We start from the raw sequence: 15,474 nt of genomic DNA, 5'->3' as shown, positions 1-15,474 counted from the left end.
TGCATCGATCCGGGAAGTTTCCCCGGCTTCGTCAGCAGTTCGGGGTCACCCCGTCGAAGGACGAGCAGTCGTCCTTGTACCACGGTGCGCTCTGCCACTCCGCCGGCGTGAGGGTGCGGGAGACGTCCCCGGTGACGAACGTCCACGGCCCGACGTAGTCGTTGCTGAACCAGTAGTTGTCCTGGTCGCGCGTGATCGCCTCCTGCACGAGGGTGCCCCGGTACGGGGACCAGGACGGGTAGGTGCCGTAGTTCGACACCACGGCCATCCGGCCGCACAGGCCGGCGCAGCCGGGCCGGGCGGGGTCGAAGCTGAAGGTGTTCGAGTGGATCTCGACCCGCTGGGTCTTCCAGCGGCAGTCGTCGTAGAGCGGCCGGGACTCGATGCCCGGCGCCGCGCACAAGGTCCGGTCGGCGACCAGCTTGGTGCAGCTCGCGGTGGACGTGTTCGCCGGGCTGTTGCAGAACCGGTCGGCGTTCTCCCACAGCGTGATGGCGGACCAGTTGTCCTCGAAGTCGTTGCCGTAGATGTCGACGAGGTCGGTGCGGGCAGGCACGCGCGGTTCGCCGCCGGACTCGGAGAGGTAGATCGCCGCGGAGGGGAAGTTGTCGCCGCGGGCCGCGCGCCTGCCGCCAGCCACCACGTTGTTGCGGCGGATGGCGTTGTGGCGGATGACGACGTTGTAGCTGATCTCGTAGAAGATCGCTTCGTTCTCGTTGTCTTCGATGACGTTGTCTTCGATCAGGAAGTCGTTGTCATTGGTGTCGGCCCACAGGCCGGGCCCGTGGTTGTGGTGGATCCAGTTGCCGCGGATGTCGGCGCCGTTCACGGCCCAGAACTTGATTCCGCCGCTGCAGCCGCAGCCGGGGCTGCGCGTTTCCCAGTCGTCGACATTGTTGCCCGAGACTTCGTTGCCCTCGACGAGCAGCCCGGTGATCGCGTTGTCGGGGCGGTAGGCGTTCATTCCGTACTGCCCGTTGTCGCGCAGGCAGTTGGCCCGCACTTCCTGCCGGACGCCGGCCATCAGCGCGGCGCCCTTGTTGTGCTGGATCGTGTTGTTTTCGATCACCCAGTGCTCGCCGGAGTCGTGGTTGACCACGCCCTGGTCCTGCGGGGCGACGAAGTTCTGGATGGTGAGACCGCGGATGACGACGTCCTTGGCCTGCTGGGTGAAGGCGGCCCGGTTGAGCCCGCGTCCGTCGAGCACGGCGCCGGGCGCGCCGAGGTAGACGTTCCCGTCCTTCGGGATCACCTGGCCGAACTCGTCCGCGGCCAGGCGGTGCGTGCCGGGTGGCAGCCAGAAGGTGGTGCCGGCCGGCGCGGTCAGCGTCCGGATGCTGAGATCGCCGTCGACGGCCGGGTCGACGACCACGGCGCCGGGCGGCGCCTGGGCGTTCAGGGCGGGCTGGTGGTCGCACACGGCGGCGGTCCCGGCGCTGTCGGCGGCGGTCGCGGCGGCCGGGAAAACGGGACTGATCAAAGCGGACAGGAGCAGGACGACAATCGCAAAATGGGGGCGCGGCATGTCGTGAACCTACGCGGGATTGATTGTGATGACACCGCCATAAGTGGAAACTTGGACCCTTTCGGGTGATGAAAATGTCGTGAATGGCCTAGCGGACAAGGGTTAAATAATCACCGGATCTGATTTCTGGACAAATGTGGGACAATGGTGGCGGCCACGGCCACCGGGAGGAGTTCGCGCACAGGCGGAAACCAGACGAACCGGATGGCCGGAACGTGAACGCGCGCTGAGCAGCCCCCGGTTTCCAGCCTGCCAGGAGGCACCGACAGTTCCGCGGCCCGGGCGACCGTCGGGGCGGCGCGGCTACCAGGCCCCCGCCGCCGGGGCCAGGTAGTACTGCGCGACCGGTGCCAGCATCGCGACGATCTCGTCGTCGGAGGCCTGCACCAGCGGTGGCAGCTTGATCACGTACCGCAGCAGTGCCACCCCCATCATCTGCGCCGCGATGCCGGTCACCCGGACCCGCGGCACGTCCAGCGCGCGGGCGACCTCGGCCAGTACAGCGCGCTCGATGAACTGGCGCATCATCAGCGCGACCTGCTCGTTCGTCGCCGCGGCGCGCAGCATCGCGACGAACGGCGTGCGGCCCTCCGGCTCCGCCCAGACCGCCAGGAACGCCCGCACCAGCCGCTCGCCGACGCCGTCGCGGGGCCCGGTCAAGATCGCCGAGATCAGGGAAGCGGGGTTCACGGGCAGGTTCATCGTCGCCGCGAACAGCTCCTGCTTGCTGCCGAAGAAGTGGTGCAGCAGCGCCGCGTTCACGCCCGCGTCGGCGGCGATCCCGCGGATCGTCGCGCCGTCGTACCCCAGCTCGGCGAACCGGTGCCGGGCCGCGTCGAGGATCTTCTCGCGCGTCTCGGTCTGCCCCGGCCGCCGTCCCGCCCGTGCCATTGCCCGAGCTTAGAACGCCCTTGACTACGCTGATGGGCATGTCTGTCGCGGTGCGGGTGATCCCCTGTCTCGACGTCGACGCGGGCCGGGTCGTGAAGGGTGTCAACTTCGCCGGCCTCCGCGACGCCGGCGACCCGGTCGAGCTGGCCCGGCGGTACGACGCCGAAGGGGCCGACGAGCTGACGTTCCTCGACGTCACGGCGTCCTCCGGCGACCGCGAAACCACCTACGACGTCGTCCGCCGGACCGCCGAGCAGGTGTTCATCCCGCTCACCGTCGGCGGCGGCGTCCGCAGCAACGACGACGTCAACCGGCTGCTGCGCACGGGCGCGGACAAGGTGAGCATCAACACCGCCGCCATCGCCCGGCCGGAGTTCCTCCACGAGGCCTCCCGCCGGTTCGGGTCCCAGTGCATCGTGCTGTCGGTCGACGCGCGCCGCGTGCCCGCGGGCGGCGAGCCGACCGCGTCCGGCTTCGAGGTCACCACCCACGGCGGCCGCCGCGGCACCGGCATCGACGCCGTCGAATGGGCCGCGCGCGGCGAGGAGCTCGGCGTCGGGGAGATCCTGCTGAACTCGATGGACGCCGACGGCACCAAGAACGGCTTCGACCTGGAGCTCATCGAGCTGGTCCGCAAGGCCGTGCGCGTCCCGGTGATCGCCAGCGGGGGAGCGGGCGCGGTCGAGCACTTCCTGCCGGCCGTTCGCACCGGCGCGGACGCCGTGCTCGCCGCCAGCGTGTTCCACTTCGGACAGCTGAAGATCGGCGACGTCAAGGCCGCCCTCCGCGAAGGCGGGGTCGAGGTCCGATGAGGTCGTGGCAGGCACCCGTCGAGGTGAAGGTCACGGCGGGGCTGCTGGTTGGCCTGCCGGTGGCGTGGGCGCTGCTCGACCTGATCCCGGTCCTGAGCGCCGGCTCGGGCCTGACGATCTTCCGGATGCCCGCGCTCGCGCTGCTCCTCGGCGGCGTCGTCGTCACCGGGCTCGCGGTGAAGATGGGCAGCGCCCGCATCGGCGGGCTGGTCGTCGCCGTGGTGTTCGCGCTGCTCCACGCGTTCCTGCTGCTCGCCGCGGCGCTGTGGTGGAACAAGCTGTTCTCGGGCCTGTCGTTCGCCGGGTACGGCTACGCATTCGTCCTGCTGAACTCGATGCCGCTGAAGCGGCACATCCTGGGAGCGCAAGCATGACCCTCGACGCGGCCGTCTCGGCGCGCCTCAAGCGCAACGCCGACGGCCTGATCGCGGCGGTCGTCGTCGAGCACGCCACATCGGACGTGCTGATGATGGCCTGGATGAACGACGACGCCCTCGCCGCGACCCTGGCCACCCGCCGCGGCACGTACTGGTCCCGGAGCCGGCGGAAGCTGTGGGTCAAGGGCGAGACGTCCGGTCACTACCAGCACGTTCGCGAAGTGCGGATCGACTGCGACGGCGACACGGTCCTGCTGCGCGTCGACCAGACCGGCCCGGCCTGCCACACCGGCACGCACACCTGTTTCGACACCGAGGAGCGACTGCTCCTGGCCGATGAGAAAGAGCACGCGTGAACATCGTCGCGGACGTCCTGATCGGAATCGTCGCCCTGATCCACCTCTACATCGTCGTGCTGGAGATGGTCCTCTGGACGACGCCCCGGGCCCGTGCGGCCTTCGGCACGACGAAGGAGTTCGCGGAGCAGAGCAAGACGCTGGCCGCGAACCAGGGGCTGTACAACGGTTTTCTGGCGCTCGCGCTCGTGTGGGGCCTCATCGCGGGCGAGTTCCAGCTCCAGCTGTACGGCCTCGTCTGCGTGATCGTCGCGGGCCTCTACGGCGCGGCGACGGCCAGCAAGCGGATCCTCCTCGTGCAGGTGGTCCCGGGCGCGCTGGCGCTCATCGCGCTGCTGCTCGCCCGCTGACCCTGCTGACTTGCACGCCTGGGGGCCCGGGGGTTGCCCCGGTGTCTGCTTTCCCAATTCCGGCTCTGACCTGCGGGTTTCCACTTAGGATTCGGCCATGGATCTGGGGTCGGACGCCCAGGCCGCCGCTCGCCGCCGATCTCGGGATGCTCGCCGGTTCGGCGGCGCTGGGTGCCCTGGCGGTGGCCCGGCGCCGGGCCGCCGATCGCCGGACCGAGTCCGTGCTGGCGCGGCTGTGCCTCGAACGCTGGCTGCCGCCGCCGGAGCGTCTCGACGGCGGCGTCCGGGTCGACTTCGACGTCGAAACCGCCCGGCTGCGCACTCTCGGCCGGCGCGCCCTGGTGCTCGCGTTGCTGTGGTGCGGGGTGCTGGCCGGCGGCATCGCGGGTCTCGTCGCGATCGAGAACGCCGCCGAGGATCTCCTGGCCACCGGCGCCCGCGCCGGCGGTCAGGTCGTGGAAGTCGTCAACCCGCGCAGCGGCCGGGGCTCGCCGTCGATGTGGGTGCGGTACGCGGCCGGCGGCACCGTGTTCACCGAGGAGATCGTCCGGGACAGCAGCCGCGCCTACACGCCCGGCGACAGCGTGACGGTGGTTTACGACCGGACGGACCCGGAGCACGTCCGCACCGTGGACGAGCCGAACGACAACCAGTACCTGGTCGGGTTCTGCGTCGTGCCGATGCTGCTCGCGCTCGTCGCGGCGCCGGTTTCGGTGGTGGCCGCCTCGCGTTGGCGGCAGCGGCACCGGGCCGTGCGGCGCACCGGCTGGCGCGTCGCCGCCGTGACGGTGGTCCCCGACTACCCGGTCCGCAAGGGACAGCACACCCCCGACATCCACGTTCGCTACCGCGACGACTCGGTGATCGCGTTGCGCGCCGCCACCTCGACGCACGGCGCCACGGTGCTGAAGAACCGGCCGGACCGGCAGGCCTGGGTCGGCGGCTGGGGCCGCGACATGGTCGTGCTGTTCCCGTACGCGCCGCGGCGGAAGCGGCCTTACGCGGTCCCGGTGTACGCGATGTCCCTGCGGGAGGAACGTTGAGGCCGGAGGTCAGCGCAGCCGGTCGAGAACGGAACGCCACGCCCGCGCGGAGACGGTCAGCTGCGCCTTGGTGTCCCGCACACCCGCGCCCCAGCGCCACCTCGACGCAATTGTCATTGGTGCCGCTGTACGACAGTTTTTGCCAAAAGTCCACGAATGGCGATGGACTGCTGTTCCGTTCGGCATCCGGGTGACGATCGCCTGCTCACTCGCACGCTCGGCGCGGCCGTCCGGTTGCCTTCGGGCGCTGTGCCTTTTCTCGCGGCATCGGCGCTGCTCAAGGCTTCTAAGCTCGGCTGATGGATCCCTTCGGCGGTTTCGTCCGGCGGCGGTGGGTGTGGTTCGCCCTCCCGGCGGCCGTGGTGGCCGTCTTCGCCTTTTCTCCGGACGTGGTGGCGGCTTACGGCCTGATTCCCGGCTCCGTCGTCGCTCTTGCGGCGTTGTCCGGCTGCGTGGTGCTGGGCGTCCGGCGCCTGCGGGTGCTCGCCCGGAATCGCGCCGCCGCGAGCGAGGACGGTTTCGCGGGGTGGCTGCCGCCGCCGACCGGCCACGACCACGACCGCCGGATCGACTTCGCGGCCGAAACCGTGCGGCTGCACCGGATCGCGCGGCGTGCGACGATGTTCGTCCTCGTCTGGGCGGCACTGGCCGGGAGCGGGGCCGCCGGTCTGGTCCTGCTCGGCAAGGCCGCCGACGAGCTCCTCGCGACCGGCGCCCGCACCACCGGCGAGGTGGTTTCCGTGCAGAACCACACCCGGGGCCGGATGACGTTCCAGGTGCGCTACGGCACGCGGACCGCGAAGATCGTCCGGGATTCGGAGAACTCGTACTCCGTCGGCGAGAAAGTCACCGTGGTCCACGACCGCGCCGATCCGGACCGGGTGCGCACCACGAAAGAAGAGAACAAGAACCAGTTCGTCTTGAACCTCGGCATCGTCTCGATCGTGGCCGGCTCGCTCGGGACGGTGTTCGCCACCTGGGCCGCGGTGGGCTGGTGGCGCCGGGCCCGCGCGGTCGCGGCCACCGGGTGGCGGAACGCGACGGTCGACATCGTGCGCGTCTTCGCCCGCACCGGCACCTCGCTGAGACGGCCCCCGCCGGAGATCCACGTCCGCTACCGCGAGGGCACCGGGATCGTGCTGCGGGCGATGTCTTCGACGCACGGGGCCCACGCGCTGGCGGACTTCACCGACCGGCTCGCGTGGGTGGGCGGCTGGGGGCGGCACATGGTCGTCCTCTTCCCGAACGGCCCGCGCCGCCCCGGCCCGTACGCGGTTCCGGCTTACGCGATGGGCCTGCGCACCGAAAGCGGGGGCGGGGGACTCAGCCGATCTCGCCGGTGAGGTAGCGCTGGACGTTCGGGGCCACCGCGGTCACCAGCGTCTCGATCTCCGTCGACGCCATCGGCTCGAACTTCGCGACGTACCGGATCATGCCCATGCCCACCAGCTGGGACGCGCAGAGCGTCATCCGGAGCGGGATCCGGTCGGAGCCGATGGACGTGATCAGCGCCGTGAAGAAGCTCTGGAAGAAGTTGCGCAGCATCTGCCCGGCCAGTTCGTGGGCGGTGATGCTGCGGATGAGCGCCTGGAAGACGTCGCCGCCCGCGCCGTCCCAGCGGGTGAGGAACGCGCGGACGATCCGTTCGCCGAGCTCGTCGGCCGGGCCGTCGCGCAGCTCCGCCTGCAGCTCCAGGGGGTCGAACGGGAGCTCGAGCACCGCGCGGGCGAACAGGCCCTCCTTGCTGCCGAACCAGTGGTTGACCATCGCCGCGTCGACGCCGGCGCGGCCGGCGATCGCGCGCACGGTCGCGCCGTCGTAGCCGTTCTCGGCGAACACCGCCCGCGCGGCTTCGACCAGCGCCGTGCGGGTGTCCTGGCCGGCGGGCCGCCGGCCCCGGCGGCGGGCGGTAGGCTCGGTGTCGTCGGTGGTGCTCACGGCCCCATCATGACCGAAGCCCCCACCGAATTCAACAGCCATTGAATTTCGGGGTCGCCGTGGCCGTGATCCGCCGGGGCGGCACAATGAGCCGCATGGTCAGCGCTACCGCCGGTTCGACCGGCCCCGGCTCGGTCAGCCCGTCCCGTGAGGACTTCCGTTCGCTCGCCGAAAGCCGCCGCGTGGTCCCGGTCGTGCGCCGGGTCCTCGCCGACGGCGAGACGCCGATCGGGGTGTACCGCAAGCTCGCCGCCGACCGGTCCGGCACGTTCCTGTTCGAGTCCGCCGAAAACGGCGCGTCCTGGACCCGCTGGTCGTTCATCGGCGTCCGCAGCCCGGCCGCGCTCACCGTCCGCGACGGGAAGGCGGTCTGGACCGGCACCCCGCCGGTCGGCCTGCCCGCCGAGGGCAACCCCCTGGCCGTGCTGCGCGAGACCATCGAGGCCCTGCACACCGAAGCGCTGCCCGGGCTGCCGCCGCTCACCGGCGGCATGGTCGGCTACATCGGCTACGACGCCGTGCGCTGGCTCGAAAAGCTGCCGGAGCTGGCCGAGCGCGACCTCGACATCCCCGAGCTGACCATGCTCCTGGCCACCGACCTGGCGGCGTTCGACCACCACGAGGGCACGGTCACGCTCATCGCGAACGCCGTCAACTGGGACGACTCGCCCGAGCGCGTGGACGCGGCCTACGACGACGCCGTCGCCCGGCTGAGCGCGATGACCGAGCAGCTGCAGGTGCCCGCGCCGGCCACCGTCGCCGCTTTCGACCGGCCCGAGCCGAAGTTCACCCGGAAGCGGTCCAAGCCGGAGTTCCACGCCGCGGTCGAAAAGGCCGTCGAGGCGATCAAGGCCGGCGAAGCGTTCCAGATCGTGCCGTCGCAACGATTCGAGATCGCCACCGCCGCCGGCGCGCTCGACATCTACCGCGTGCTCCGGACGTCCAACCCGAGCCCGTACATGTACCTGCTGCGGCTCGACGGCTTCGACATCGTCGGCTCCAGCCCCGAATCCCTGGTCACCGTGCGGGACGGCCGGGCGACCACACACCCGATCGCGGGCACCCGCTGGCGCGGCGCCGACCCGGAGGAGGACGCGCAGCTGGCCAAGGACCTCCTGGCCGACGAGAAGGAGCGCGCCGAGCACCTGATGCTCGTCGACCTCGGCCGCAACGACCTCGGCAAGGTCTGCAAGCCGGGCACCGTGCGCGTGGTCGACTTCTTCCAGATCGAGCGCTACAGCCACGTCATGCACATCGTGTCGACCGTCACCGGTGAGCTGGCCGACGGCAAGACGGCGTTCGACGCGGTCACGGCGTGCTTCCCGGCCGGGACGCTGTCCGGCGCGCCGAAGGTCCGCGCGATGGAGCTGATCGAGGAGCTGGAGCCGGTCCGCCGCGCGCTGTACGGCGGCGTCGTCGGCTACCTCGACTTCGCCGGCGACGCCGACACGGCGATCGCGATCCGCACGGCGCTGGTGAAGGACGGCGTCGCGCACGTCCAGGCCGGGGGCGGGGTGGTCGCCGACTCGGTGCCGGACTACGAGGACACCGAGTCGCTGAACAAGGCCAGGACCGTGCTCTCGGCGGTGGCCGCCGCGCAGACGATCGTGGCGGCGGGCGCCCTCGACCCGGCCGCGGACACGGCCCATGTCTGACGAACCGGCCGAGGCGCCGGAGAGCGCCACGCCGTCCCGTCGTCCACTGTGGATGATCGTGGCCGCGCTCCTGCTGGGCGCGCTGGCCCTGTGGGCGGCGTCACGGCTGACGTGGTTCGCCGAGTTCCGCGACGGCGGCGTGCGCGGCACAGTGCTCCACCGCGAGAACGGCGAGCAGCGGGCGACGGCGCTCGTGCCGCTGGCCCTGCTCGCGCTGGCCGGCGTGGCGGGCCTGGTGGCCACGGGAGGCTGGGCGCGGCGCGTGCTCGGCGTCGTGCTGGCGCTGGCCGGCGTCGCCGCGGTCTGGGCCGGCGTGTCCGGGGTCCGGTTCGGCGGCTACGCCGACGGCCTTCCGGTGACGCAGATGCTGCTCGGCCGCGGGCTGGCCGTGCTCGGGGGAATTCTCGTCGCCGCCGGCGGGCTGGCGGCCGTCAAGGGCGCGGGCGGAACCGCCCGGCTCGGCGCCCGGTATGCGGCCCCGGCCACGCGGAAGAAGACGCGCGATCCGGACGCCGAGCTGTGGGAGGCGCTGTCCGAAGGGGAAGACCCCACGGACGTCCGGGGCAGGCATTCGGAGTAACGCGCACACCCGGAACCGGGCGCATCGGATGCGGGGGTTAGCATCGTTTCGGCGGGAAGGGGAAGGTTTTTGTGAGCGACCTTGCGAGTGAATCCGTGAGCACGTGCCTGGGCGGGGGCGCCCGGTGAGCGTGCTCGAAGACATCGTCGCCGGCGTGCGGGAGGATCTCGCGACGCGGGAATCCGCGCTGCCGTTCGACGAGCTGAAGATCCGCGCGGCCGCCGCCCCGGCGCCCCGTGACGTGATGGCCGCCCTGCGCGAGTCCGGCATCGGCGTCATCGCCGAGGTGAAGCGGCGCAGCCCCTCCAAGGGCGACCTGGCCGACATCCCCGACCCCGCCGCGCTGGCGAAGGACTACGAAGACGGCGGCGCGCGGGTGATCAGCGTGCTGACCGAACAGCGCCGTTTCGGTGGTTCGCTGGCCGACCTGGACGCGGTCCGGGCGGCGGTCGACATCCCCGTGCTGCGCAAGGACTTCATCGTCAGCCCCTACCAGGTGCACGAGGCCCGGCTGCACGGCGCCGACATGGTGCTGCTGATCGTCGCCGCGCTGGAGCAGAACGCGCTCGTTTCGCTGCTCGACCGCGTCGAATCGCTCGGGATGACCGCGCTGGTGGAGATCCACAACGCCGAGGAGGCCGACCGGGCCCTCGAGGCGGGCGCCAAGGTCATCGGCGTCAACGCGCGCAACCTGCACACCCTCGAGGTGGACCGCGACGTCTTCTCGCGGCTGGCCCCCGGCCTGCCGATGGACGTCTACAAGGTCGCCGAGTCCGGGGTCCGCGGGCCGGGCGACCTGATGTCCTACGCCGGGCACGGCGCCGACGCGGTGCTGGTCGGCGAAGGGCTCGTCGCGTCCGGCGACCCGAAGGGCGCCCTGGTCAAGCTGGTCACCGCCGGTTCGCACCCCGCTTGCCCGAGGCCTTCGCGGTGACTGAGGAACACGGTAAGCACGATCCGGACGAGCGCGGCTACTACGGGCCGTACGGCGGGCGGTTCATGCCGGAGGCGCTGATCGGCGTCGTCGACGAGGTCGCCACCGAGTACGACAAGGCCCGGCACGACCCGGAGTTCCTGAACGAGTTCAACCGCCTGCTGCGCGAGTACGCGGGCCGTCCGTCGCTGCTCACCGAGGCCAAGCGCTTCGGCGAGCAAGCCGGCGGCGCGCGGGTGTTCCTCAAGCGCGAGGACCTGAACCACACTGGCTCCCACAAGATCAACAACGTGCTGGGCCAGGCGCTGCTCACCAAGCGGATGGGCAAGAAGCGGGTCATCGCCGAGACCGGCGCTGGCCAGCACGGCGTGGCCACGGCCACCGCGTGCGCGCTGCTCGACCTCGACTGCGTCGTCTACATGGGCGAGGTCGACACCGAGCGCCAGGCGCTGAACGTGGCCCGCATGCGGCTGCTCGGCGCCGAGGTGATCCCGGTCAAGACCGGGTCGCGGACGCTGAAGGACGCGATCAACGAGGCGCTGCGCGACTGGGTGGCCAACGCCGACACCACGCACTACCTGTTCGGCACGGCGGCCGGCCCGGCCCCGTTCCCGGCGATGGTGCGCCACTTCCACCACGTCATCGGCACCGAGGCCCGCGAGCAGATCCTGGAGCAGGCCGGGCGCCTGCCGGACGTCGTCGCGGCGTGCGTCGGCGGCGGGTCGAACGCCATCGGCATCTTCTCCGGGTTCTACGACGACCCGTCCGTGCGGCTGGTCGGCCTGGAGCCGGGCGGCGAGGGCATCGAGGGCAACCGCCACGGCGCGACGCTCACGAAGGGCACCCCGGGCACCCTGCACGGCGCGATGACGTACCTGCTGCAGGACGAGGACGGCCAGACGGTCGAGTCGCACTCGATCTCGGCCGGGCTGGACTACCCGGGCGTCGGCCCCGAGCACGCGTGGCTGAAGGACACCGGCCGCGCCGAGTACCGCCCGGTCACCGACGCCGAGGCGATGGACGCGTTCATGCTGCTCTCGCGCACCGAGGGCATCATCCCGGCGATCGAGTCGGCGCACGCGCTGGCCGGCGCGCTGGAGCTGGGCCGCGAGCTCGGGCCGTCCGGCCTGATCGTGGTCAACCTCTCCGGCCGCGGCGACAAGGACATGGACACGGCGGCGAAGTGGTTCGGGCTGGTGGGCAAGTGAGCGGACTCGACGACCTCTTCGCCGCGACGCGGGCGGAGGGGCGCGGTGCCCTGATCGGGTACCTCCCGGCCGGTTTCCCGACCGTTTCCGGCTCGAAGGACCTGATCGCGGCGACGATCGACGGCGGCGCGGACCTGATCGAGGTCGGCGTCCCGTACTCCGATCCGGTGATGGACGGCCCGACGATCCAGGCCGCTTCGGTGACCGCGCTGGACAACGGCTTCCGCCTCAAGCACCTGTTCGAGGTGGTCGAGTCGGTCTCGGCGCGCGGGGGCCGCGCGGTGGTGATGACGTACTGGAACCCGGTGAACAAGTACGGCGTGGACCGCTTCGCGCGCGACCTCGCTTCGGCGGGCGGGCTCGGCATGATCACGCCGGACCTGATCCCGGACGAAGCCGCGTCGTGGATGACGGCGTCCGCCGAGCACGGCTTGGACCGGATCTTCCTGGTGGCGCCGTCGTCGTCGGAGGAGCGGATCGCGAAGACGGTGGACGCCGCTTCGGGCTTCGTCTACGCGACGGCCGTGATGGGCGTGACGGGCGCGCGCGAGCAGGTGGGCGTCCATGCGGAGGACCTGGTCCGCCGCACCCGGGCGCACACGTCGCTGCCGATCGGCGTCGGCCTCGGCGTCCGCTCCGGCGACCAGGCGGCCCAGGTGGCGTCGTTCGCCGACGCGGTGATCGTGGGCTCGGCCCTGGTCACGGCGGCGGCCGAGGGCCCCTCGGGGGTTCGTGGCCTTGCGGCCGAACTCGCCGAAGGCGTGCGCCGGGCCGTCACCCCGGCCTGAGGCCCGGTGCTTGACCCGGAGTGCGCTCCAGGTGCCACGCTGGGTCGGTGACCTCCTACACCCCGGCCCAGGTGACCGAAAAGACCGGTTTCACGATCGACACCCTCAGGTACTACGAGCGCATCGGCCTGCTCCACCAGGTCGGCCGCACGGCCGGCGGCAGGCGCGTGTTCACCGACCAGGACGTGGAGTTCCTCCACTTGTTGCGCTGCCTGCGCTACGCGGGCCTGCCGGTGGCGGAGATGCTGCGGTTCGTGGAACTGCTGCGGTCCGGTGAGGCCACGCGCGAAGAGCGGGTCGAAGTGCTGCGCGAGCACGAGCAGCGAGTGGAGGCGCAGATCGAGCGGCTGAAGGAACACCAGGACCACATCCGGTTCAAGATCCGGCTGTACAGCGGTGCGCCGGAGTTGGCCTCGGCAGGCTGAAGGACGCTGTCACACCCACGTGACGCCCATCGCCCGATTCAGAACTGTCAGTGGTGGTCCGCATACTCCCTGTGTGATGATCCACAACGCGTTTCTCAACGCGGCGGCTGCTCGTTCCCGATCTGGTGATCCTGACCTGCGCCGCGGTCGACGCCATGGCCTACGCGGCGAGCGATGTCCTGCTGGCCGCGGAGATCGTCTCGCCGTCGACCAAGGTGCAGGACCGGATCCTCAAACGGGCCCTCTACGCCGAGGCCCTGATCCCGTACTACCTCCTGGCCGAGCCGATGGAACCGGCCGTCGCGACCCTCTTCGAACTCCAGGGCGAGGACTACGTCCCGATCGCCAAGAGCGAGAACGCGAAACTCGAACTCACCCGGCCCTTCAACGCCACAATCCGCCTCGCCTGACCGGCTTTTGTACGAAAGCTGTATGCCGCCGCAGGAGAGTCCGTCCCATGGACATCGCACACCTCCCGCGGCGCACCTTCCTCCGCGGTGCCGCCGGCCTCGCCGTCGCCGGGGCCGCCGGCCTGGTCCTCCCGGGAGCCGCCCGAGCCGCGGGAACCGAGCCGCGGATCTACAGCTGCGCCGAGTGGGGCGCCCGGCCGCCCGCCGACGCGCTCACCACTCTCGACCATCCGGCCAACCGGATCCTGATCCACCACATCGCCAGTGCCAACAGCACCGACTACTCGCTGGCGCACGCCTTCCAGGTCGCCCGCGACGACCAGCACGACCACATGGACAACAACGGCTGGTCCGACACCGGCCAGCACTTCACCGTCAGCCGCGGGGGCTACCGTCTGGAAGGCCGCCACGGCAGCCTCGCCGCGTTGCGCGGCCGCACCACCATGATCCAGGGCGCGCACTGCCCCGGCCAGAACACCAACGCCATCGGCATCGAGAACGAAGGCCTCTACACCAGCGTCGAACCGCCCCAGACGCAGTGGGCGTCCCTCGTCGTCTTCTGCGCCTACATCTGCCGCCAGTACGGCATCCCGGTCGAGGAGATCAAGGGGCACCGCGACTACTACAACACCGAGTGCCCGGGCGACCGCCTGTACGCGAAGCTGCCGCAACTCCGGAGCGAGGTCGCGAAAGCCCTAGTGTAGGTACCGCATCACGGCGCACAGCTCCTCCGGCGACAGCGAGCCGAGCCGGTCGATCTCCCCGCGGCGCACGTCCATGAGCGTCGTGGCCAGCTCGGCGCCGAACGCCTTCGGCAGGACGTCGTCGGCTTCGAACGCCGCCACCGCGTCGGCCAGGCGGGTCGGCAGCCGCCGGATCCCGGCCGACTCGGGCAGCGTCCCCGGGTCGACGTCGACCGGCTCCGGCAACGACGCCCCCGCGGCCACCCCGGCCAGGCCCGCGAACAGCAGCGCGGCCACCACCAGGTACGGGTTCGCCGTCAGGTCGAAGCACTTGACCTCGAAGTTCGCCGCCCGGTCGCGCTGCCCGGCCGGGCCACGCACCAGCCGCAGTGGTGTCTCGCGGTTTTCCAGGCCCCACGCGGAGAACACCCCGGCCCAGTGGTGCGGTTCGAGGCGCAGGTGGCTGACGACCGACGGCGCGCCGACCGCCAGCAGCGCGGGCAGCCGCGAGAGGATCCCGGCGCCGAACGCCTCCGCCGTCTCGGTGAGCCCGAACCGCCGGTCGCCGCCGGCGCAGAGGTTGCGGTCGCCGTCCCAGATGCTCAGGTGGACGTGGCCGCCGTTGCCGACGCCGCCCGGCTCGAACTTCGGCGTGAACGACGCGCGCAGCCCGTGCCGCTCGCTGACCGTCCGGATCGTCTCGCGCGTCAGCACCGCGACGTCCGCCGCGCGCACCGGGTCGCCCGCCGCCACCGAAAGCTCGAACTGCCCGGCCGCGTATTCGGGGTGGATCTGTTCCACCGCAACGCCTTGCGCGGACAACGCGGACACCAGCGCGCGCAGGTAGCCGGCCTGCGACGAAAGCCGCGCGTAGCCGTAGGCCGGGCCCGCGGTGGCCGAGCGGGGGTCGTCCGGCGCGTCGGCGGCCGTGATCACCCACTCGATCTCGAACGCCGTTCGCGCGTTGTAGCCCAGCGACGCCAGTCGCGCCGTCGCGGCCGCGGCCAGCGCCCGCGCGTCCTGCGGGTGCGGCTCGCCTTCCTGGTCGTACTTCCACACCGGCGCCCACGCCCAGCCCGGCTGCGCGGCCAGCGGCACGAGCGCGTCGAGGTCCGGGTGCAGCCGCAGGTCGCCGACCGGGCCGTGCGAGTAGGCGCCGCCGACGATTTCGTCGGTGGCCAGGAAGAAGTCGAACGAGTTCGACGCGCCGACCCCCCACGCGGCCGCCGACCACAGCCGGTCGACCGGGACGGCCTTCACCCGCGCGATGCCGCTGTTGTCCACGAAGCTCAACGCGACGAGCTCGACCCCGGCGGCGCGCAGGCCGTCCGCCCGGATCGCGCCCTGCTGTGCGAGTTCTGCCCGATCGAGCCGGCTCATCGTGCCCCCGTCGATGTTCACTGGGTCTTCGTGCCTGCGAAAGAGGTGACGATCTTGTCAGACACCGTCGAAACCCGTCCAGGGCTGCGCCGATCCCGGTCCGTCCGGCAGGCCGCGGC

At 71.4% G+C, this 15,474-nt stretch carries 17 protein-coding genes and 1 pseudogene; 14 read left to right on the top strand and 4 right to left on the bottom strand.

Annotation, left to right across the window (positions count from 1 at the left end; genetic code table 11):
* Nucleotides 1-31: 31 nt before the first annotated feature.
* Together AB0M82_RS32305 and AB0M82_RS32300 are read right to left on the bottom strand one after the other, a co-directional pair.
* On the bottom strand, nucleotides 32-1,525 hold the full coding sequence (locus AB0M82_RS32305) for a right-handed parallel beta-helix repeat-containing protein (RefSeq protein ID WP_364730035.1): 1,494 nt from the start codon (nucleotides 1,523-1,525) through the stop codon (nucleotides 32-34).
* A 303-nt stretch (nucleotides 1,526-1,828) separates the two neighbouring features.
* Complete coding sequence (locus AB0M82_RS32300; RefSeq protein WP_364730032.1) at nucleotides 1,829-2,416, bottom strand: TetR family transcriptional regulator; 588 nt, start codon at nucleotides 2,414-2,416, stop codon at nucleotides 1,829-1,831.
* 38 nt (nucleotides 2,417-2,454) lie between these two features.
* Between AB0M82_RS32300 and hisF the strand changes: the two genes are divergently transcribed.
* From hisF to AB0M82_RS32270, 6 genes are all read left to right on the top strand, one after another.
* The gene (gene hisF / locus AB0M82_RS32295) at nucleotides 2,455-3,228 is read left to right on the top strand and encodes an imidazole glycerol phosphate synthase subunit HisF (RefSeq protein ID WP_364730029.1); all 774 of its coding nucleotides are present in this window, start codon (nucleotides 2,455-2,457) and stop codon (nucleotides 3,226-3,228) included.
* Complete coding sequence (locus tag AB0M82_RS32290; protein WP_364730027.1) at nucleotides 3,225-3,602, top strand: hypothetical protein; 378 nt, start codon at nucleotides 3,225-3,227, stop codon at nucleotides 3,600-3,602. The genes hisF and AB0M82_RS32290 overlap by 4 nt, the downstream gene beginning before the upstream one ends.
* Entirely contained in the window at nucleotides 3,599-3,961 is a 363-nt protein-coding gene (gene hisI, locus AB0M82_RS32285; RefSeq protein ID WP_004561853.1) for a phosphoribosyl-AMP cyclohydrolase, read from the top strand. Before AB0M82_RS32290 ends, hisI begins: the two co-directional genes overlap by 4 nt.
* The gene (locus tag AB0M82_RS32280; RefSeq protein ID WP_364730025.1) at nucleotides 3,958-4,311 is read left to right on the top strand and encodes a DUF1304 domain-containing protein; all 354 of its coding nucleotides are present in this window, start codon (nucleotides 3,958-3,960) and stop codon (nucleotides 4,309-4,311) included. Before hisI ends, AB0M82_RS32280 begins: the two co-directional genes overlap by 4 nt.
* A 146-nt stretch (nucleotides 4,312-4,457) precedes the next feature.
* Nucleotides 4,458-5,354 (top strand): DUF3592 domain-containing protein, encoded by an 897-nt coding sequence (locus tag AB0M82_RS32275; RefSeq protein WP_364730023.1) that lies wholly within the window; start codon nucleotides 4,458-4,460, stop codon nucleotides 5,352-5,354.
* A gap of 299 nt (nucleotides 5,355-5,653) precedes the next feature.
* Entirely contained in the window at nucleotides 5,654-6,697 is a 1,044-nt protein-coding gene (locus tag AB0M82_RS32270; RefSeq protein WP_364730020.1) for a DUF3592 domain-containing protein, read from the top strand.
* On the opposite strand, the gene AB0M82_RS32265 is transcribed toward AB0M82_RS32270, so the two are convergent.
* The gene (locus AB0M82_RS32265; RefSeq protein WP_364730017.1) at nucleotides 6,678-7,334 is read right to left on the bottom strand and encodes a TetR family transcriptional regulator; all 657 of its coding nucleotides are present in this window, start codon (nucleotides 7,332-7,334) and stop codon (nucleotides 6,678-6,680) included. The genes AB0M82_RS32270 and AB0M82_RS32265 overlap by 20 nt on opposite strands.
* 53 nt (nucleotides 7,335-7,387) lie before the next feature.
* On the opposite strand from AB0M82_RS32265, the gene AB0M82_RS32260 reads away from it, so the two are divergent.
* The 8 genes and pseudogenes from AB0M82_RS32260 to AB0M82_RS32225 all read left to right on the top strand — a co-directional run bounded on the left by AB0M82_RS32260 (nucleotide 7,388) and on the right by AB0M82_RS32225 (nucleotide 13,996).
* Nucleotides 7,388-8,947 carry an anthranilate synthase component I gene (locus tag AB0M82_RS32260; protein ID WP_364730014.1) on the top strand — a complete coding sequence of 520 codons (1,560 nt, stop codon included), beginning with the start codon at nucleotides 7,388-7,390 and terminating at the stop codon, nucleotides 8,945-8,947.
* 52 nt (nucleotides 8,948-8,999) lie between these two features.
* On the top strand, nucleotides 9,000-9,527 hold the full coding sequence (locus tag AB0M82_RS32255) for a Trp biosynthesis-associated membrane protein (protein ID WP_364730220.1): 528 nt from the start codon (nucleotides 9,000-9,002) through the stop codon (nucleotides 9,525-9,527).
* A gap of 124 nt (nucleotides 9,528-9,651) precedes the next feature.
* The gene (gene trpC / locus AB0M82_RS32250; RefSeq protein WP_364730012.1) at nucleotides 9,652-10,461 is read left to right on the top strand and encodes an indole-3-glycerol phosphate synthase TrpC; all 810 of its coding nucleotides are present in this window, start codon (nucleotides 9,652-9,654) and stop codon (nucleotides 10,459-10,461) included.
* Nucleotides 10,440-11,669: a tryptophan synthase subunit beta gene (gene trpB, locus AB0M82_RS32245; protein WP_364730009.1), complete on the top strand. Its 1,230-nt coding sequence runs from the start codon at nucleotides 10,440-10,442 to the stop codon at nucleotides 11,667-11,669. The genes trpC and trpB overlap by 22 nt, the downstream gene beginning before the upstream one ends.
* Nucleotides 11,666-12,457, top strand: a complete 792-nt coding sequence (trpA, locus tag AB0M82_RS32240) for a tryptophan synthase subunit alpha (protein WP_364730006.1) — start codon at nucleotides 11,666-11,668, stop codon at nucleotides 12,455-12,457. The genes trpB and trpA overlap by 4 nt, the downstream gene beginning before the upstream one ends.
* A 47-nt stretch (nucleotides 12,458-12,504) precedes the next feature.
* Nucleotides 12,505-12,882, top strand: a complete 378-nt coding sequence (locus AB0M82_RS32235; protein WP_364730003.1) for a MerR family transcriptional regulator — start codon at nucleotides 12,505-12,507, stop codon at nucleotides 12,880-12,882.
* A 98-nt stretch (nucleotides 12,883-12,980) separates the two neighbouring features.
* Nucleotides 12,981-13,292, top strand: a pseudogene (locus tag AB0M82_RS32230) (Uma2 family endonuclease); the annotation flags it as partial.
* A gap of 47 nt (nucleotides 13,293-13,339) precedes the next feature.
* Complete coding sequence (locus AB0M82_RS32225) at nucleotides 13,340-13,996, top strand: peptidoglycan recognition family protein (RefSeq protein ID WP_364730001.1); 657 nt, start codon at nucleotides 13,340-13,342, stop codon at nucleotides 13,994-13,996.
* On the opposite strand, the gene AB0M82_RS32220 is transcribed toward AB0M82_RS32225, so the two are convergent.
* Nucleotides 13,988-15,355, bottom strand: a complete 1,368-nt coding sequence (locus AB0M82_RS32220) for a glutamine synthetase family protein (protein WP_364729998.1) — start codon at nucleotides 15,353-15,355, stop codon at nucleotides 13,988-13,990. The genes AB0M82_RS32225 and AB0M82_RS32220 overlap by 9 nt on opposite strands.
* Between the last annotated feature and the right edge of the window lie 119 nt (nucleotides 15,356-15,474).

The sequence above is a fragment of the Amycolatopsis sp. NPDC051128 genome (genome assembly GCF_040682715.1).
Taxonomy (GTDB): domain Bacteria; phylum Actinomycetota; class Actinomycetes; order Mycobacteriales; family Pseudonocardiaceae; genus Amycolatopsis.
The sequence above is the reverse complement of the archived record's forward strand: the minus strand, read 5'-3'. Positions and strand labels throughout refer to the sequence as shown.

Coding starts and splice junctions, on each gene's coding strand:
- AB0M82_RS32305 (WP_364730035.1), bottom strand. CDS start 1,525: ATGCCGCGCCCCCATTTTGCGATTGTCGTCCTGCTCCTGTCCGCTTTG.
- AB0M82_RS32300 (WP_364730032.1), bottom strand. CDS start 2,416: ATGGCACGGGCGGGACGGCGGCCGGGGCAGACCGAGACGCGCGAGAAG.
- hisF (WP_364730029.1), top strand. CDS start 2,455: ATGTCTGTCGCGGTGCGGGTGATCCCCTGTCTCGACGTCGACGCGGGC.
- AB0M82_RS32290 (WP_364730027.1), top strand. CDS start 3,225: ATGAGGTCGTGGCAGGCACCCGTCGAGGTGAAGGTCACGGCGGGGCTG.
- hisI (WP_004561853.1), top strand. CDS start 3,599: ATGACCCTCGACGCGGCCGTCTCGGCGCGCCTCAAGCGCAACGCCGAC.
- AB0M82_RS32275 (WP_364730023.1), top strand. CDS start 4,458: ATGCTCGCCGGTTCGGCGGCGCTGGGTGCCCTGGCGGTGGCCCGGCGC.
- AB0M82_RS32270 (WP_364730020.1), top strand. CDS start 5,654: ATGGATCCCTTCGGCGGTTTCGTCCGGCGGCGGTGGGTGTGGTTCGCC.
- AB0M82_RS32265 (WP_364730017.1), bottom strand. CDS start 7,334: ATGGCTGTTGAATTCGGTGGGGGCTTCGGTCATGATGGGGCCGTGAGC.
- AB0M82_RS32260 (WP_364730014.1), top strand. CDS start 7,388: ATGGTCAGCGCTACCGCCGGTTCGACCGGCCCCGGCTCGGTCAGCCCG.
- AB0M82_RS32255 (WP_364730220.1), top strand. CDS start 9,000: ATGATCGTGGCCGCGCTCCTGCTGGGCGCGCTGGCCCTGTGGGCGGCG.
- AB0M82_RS32225 (WP_364730001.1), top strand. CDS start 13,340: ATGGACATCGCACACCTCCCGCGGCGCACCTTCCTCCGCGGTGCCGCC.
- AB0M82_RS32220 (WP_364729998.1), bottom strand. CDS start 15,355: ATGAGCCGGCTCGATCGGGCAGAACTCGCACAGCAGGGCGCGATCCGG.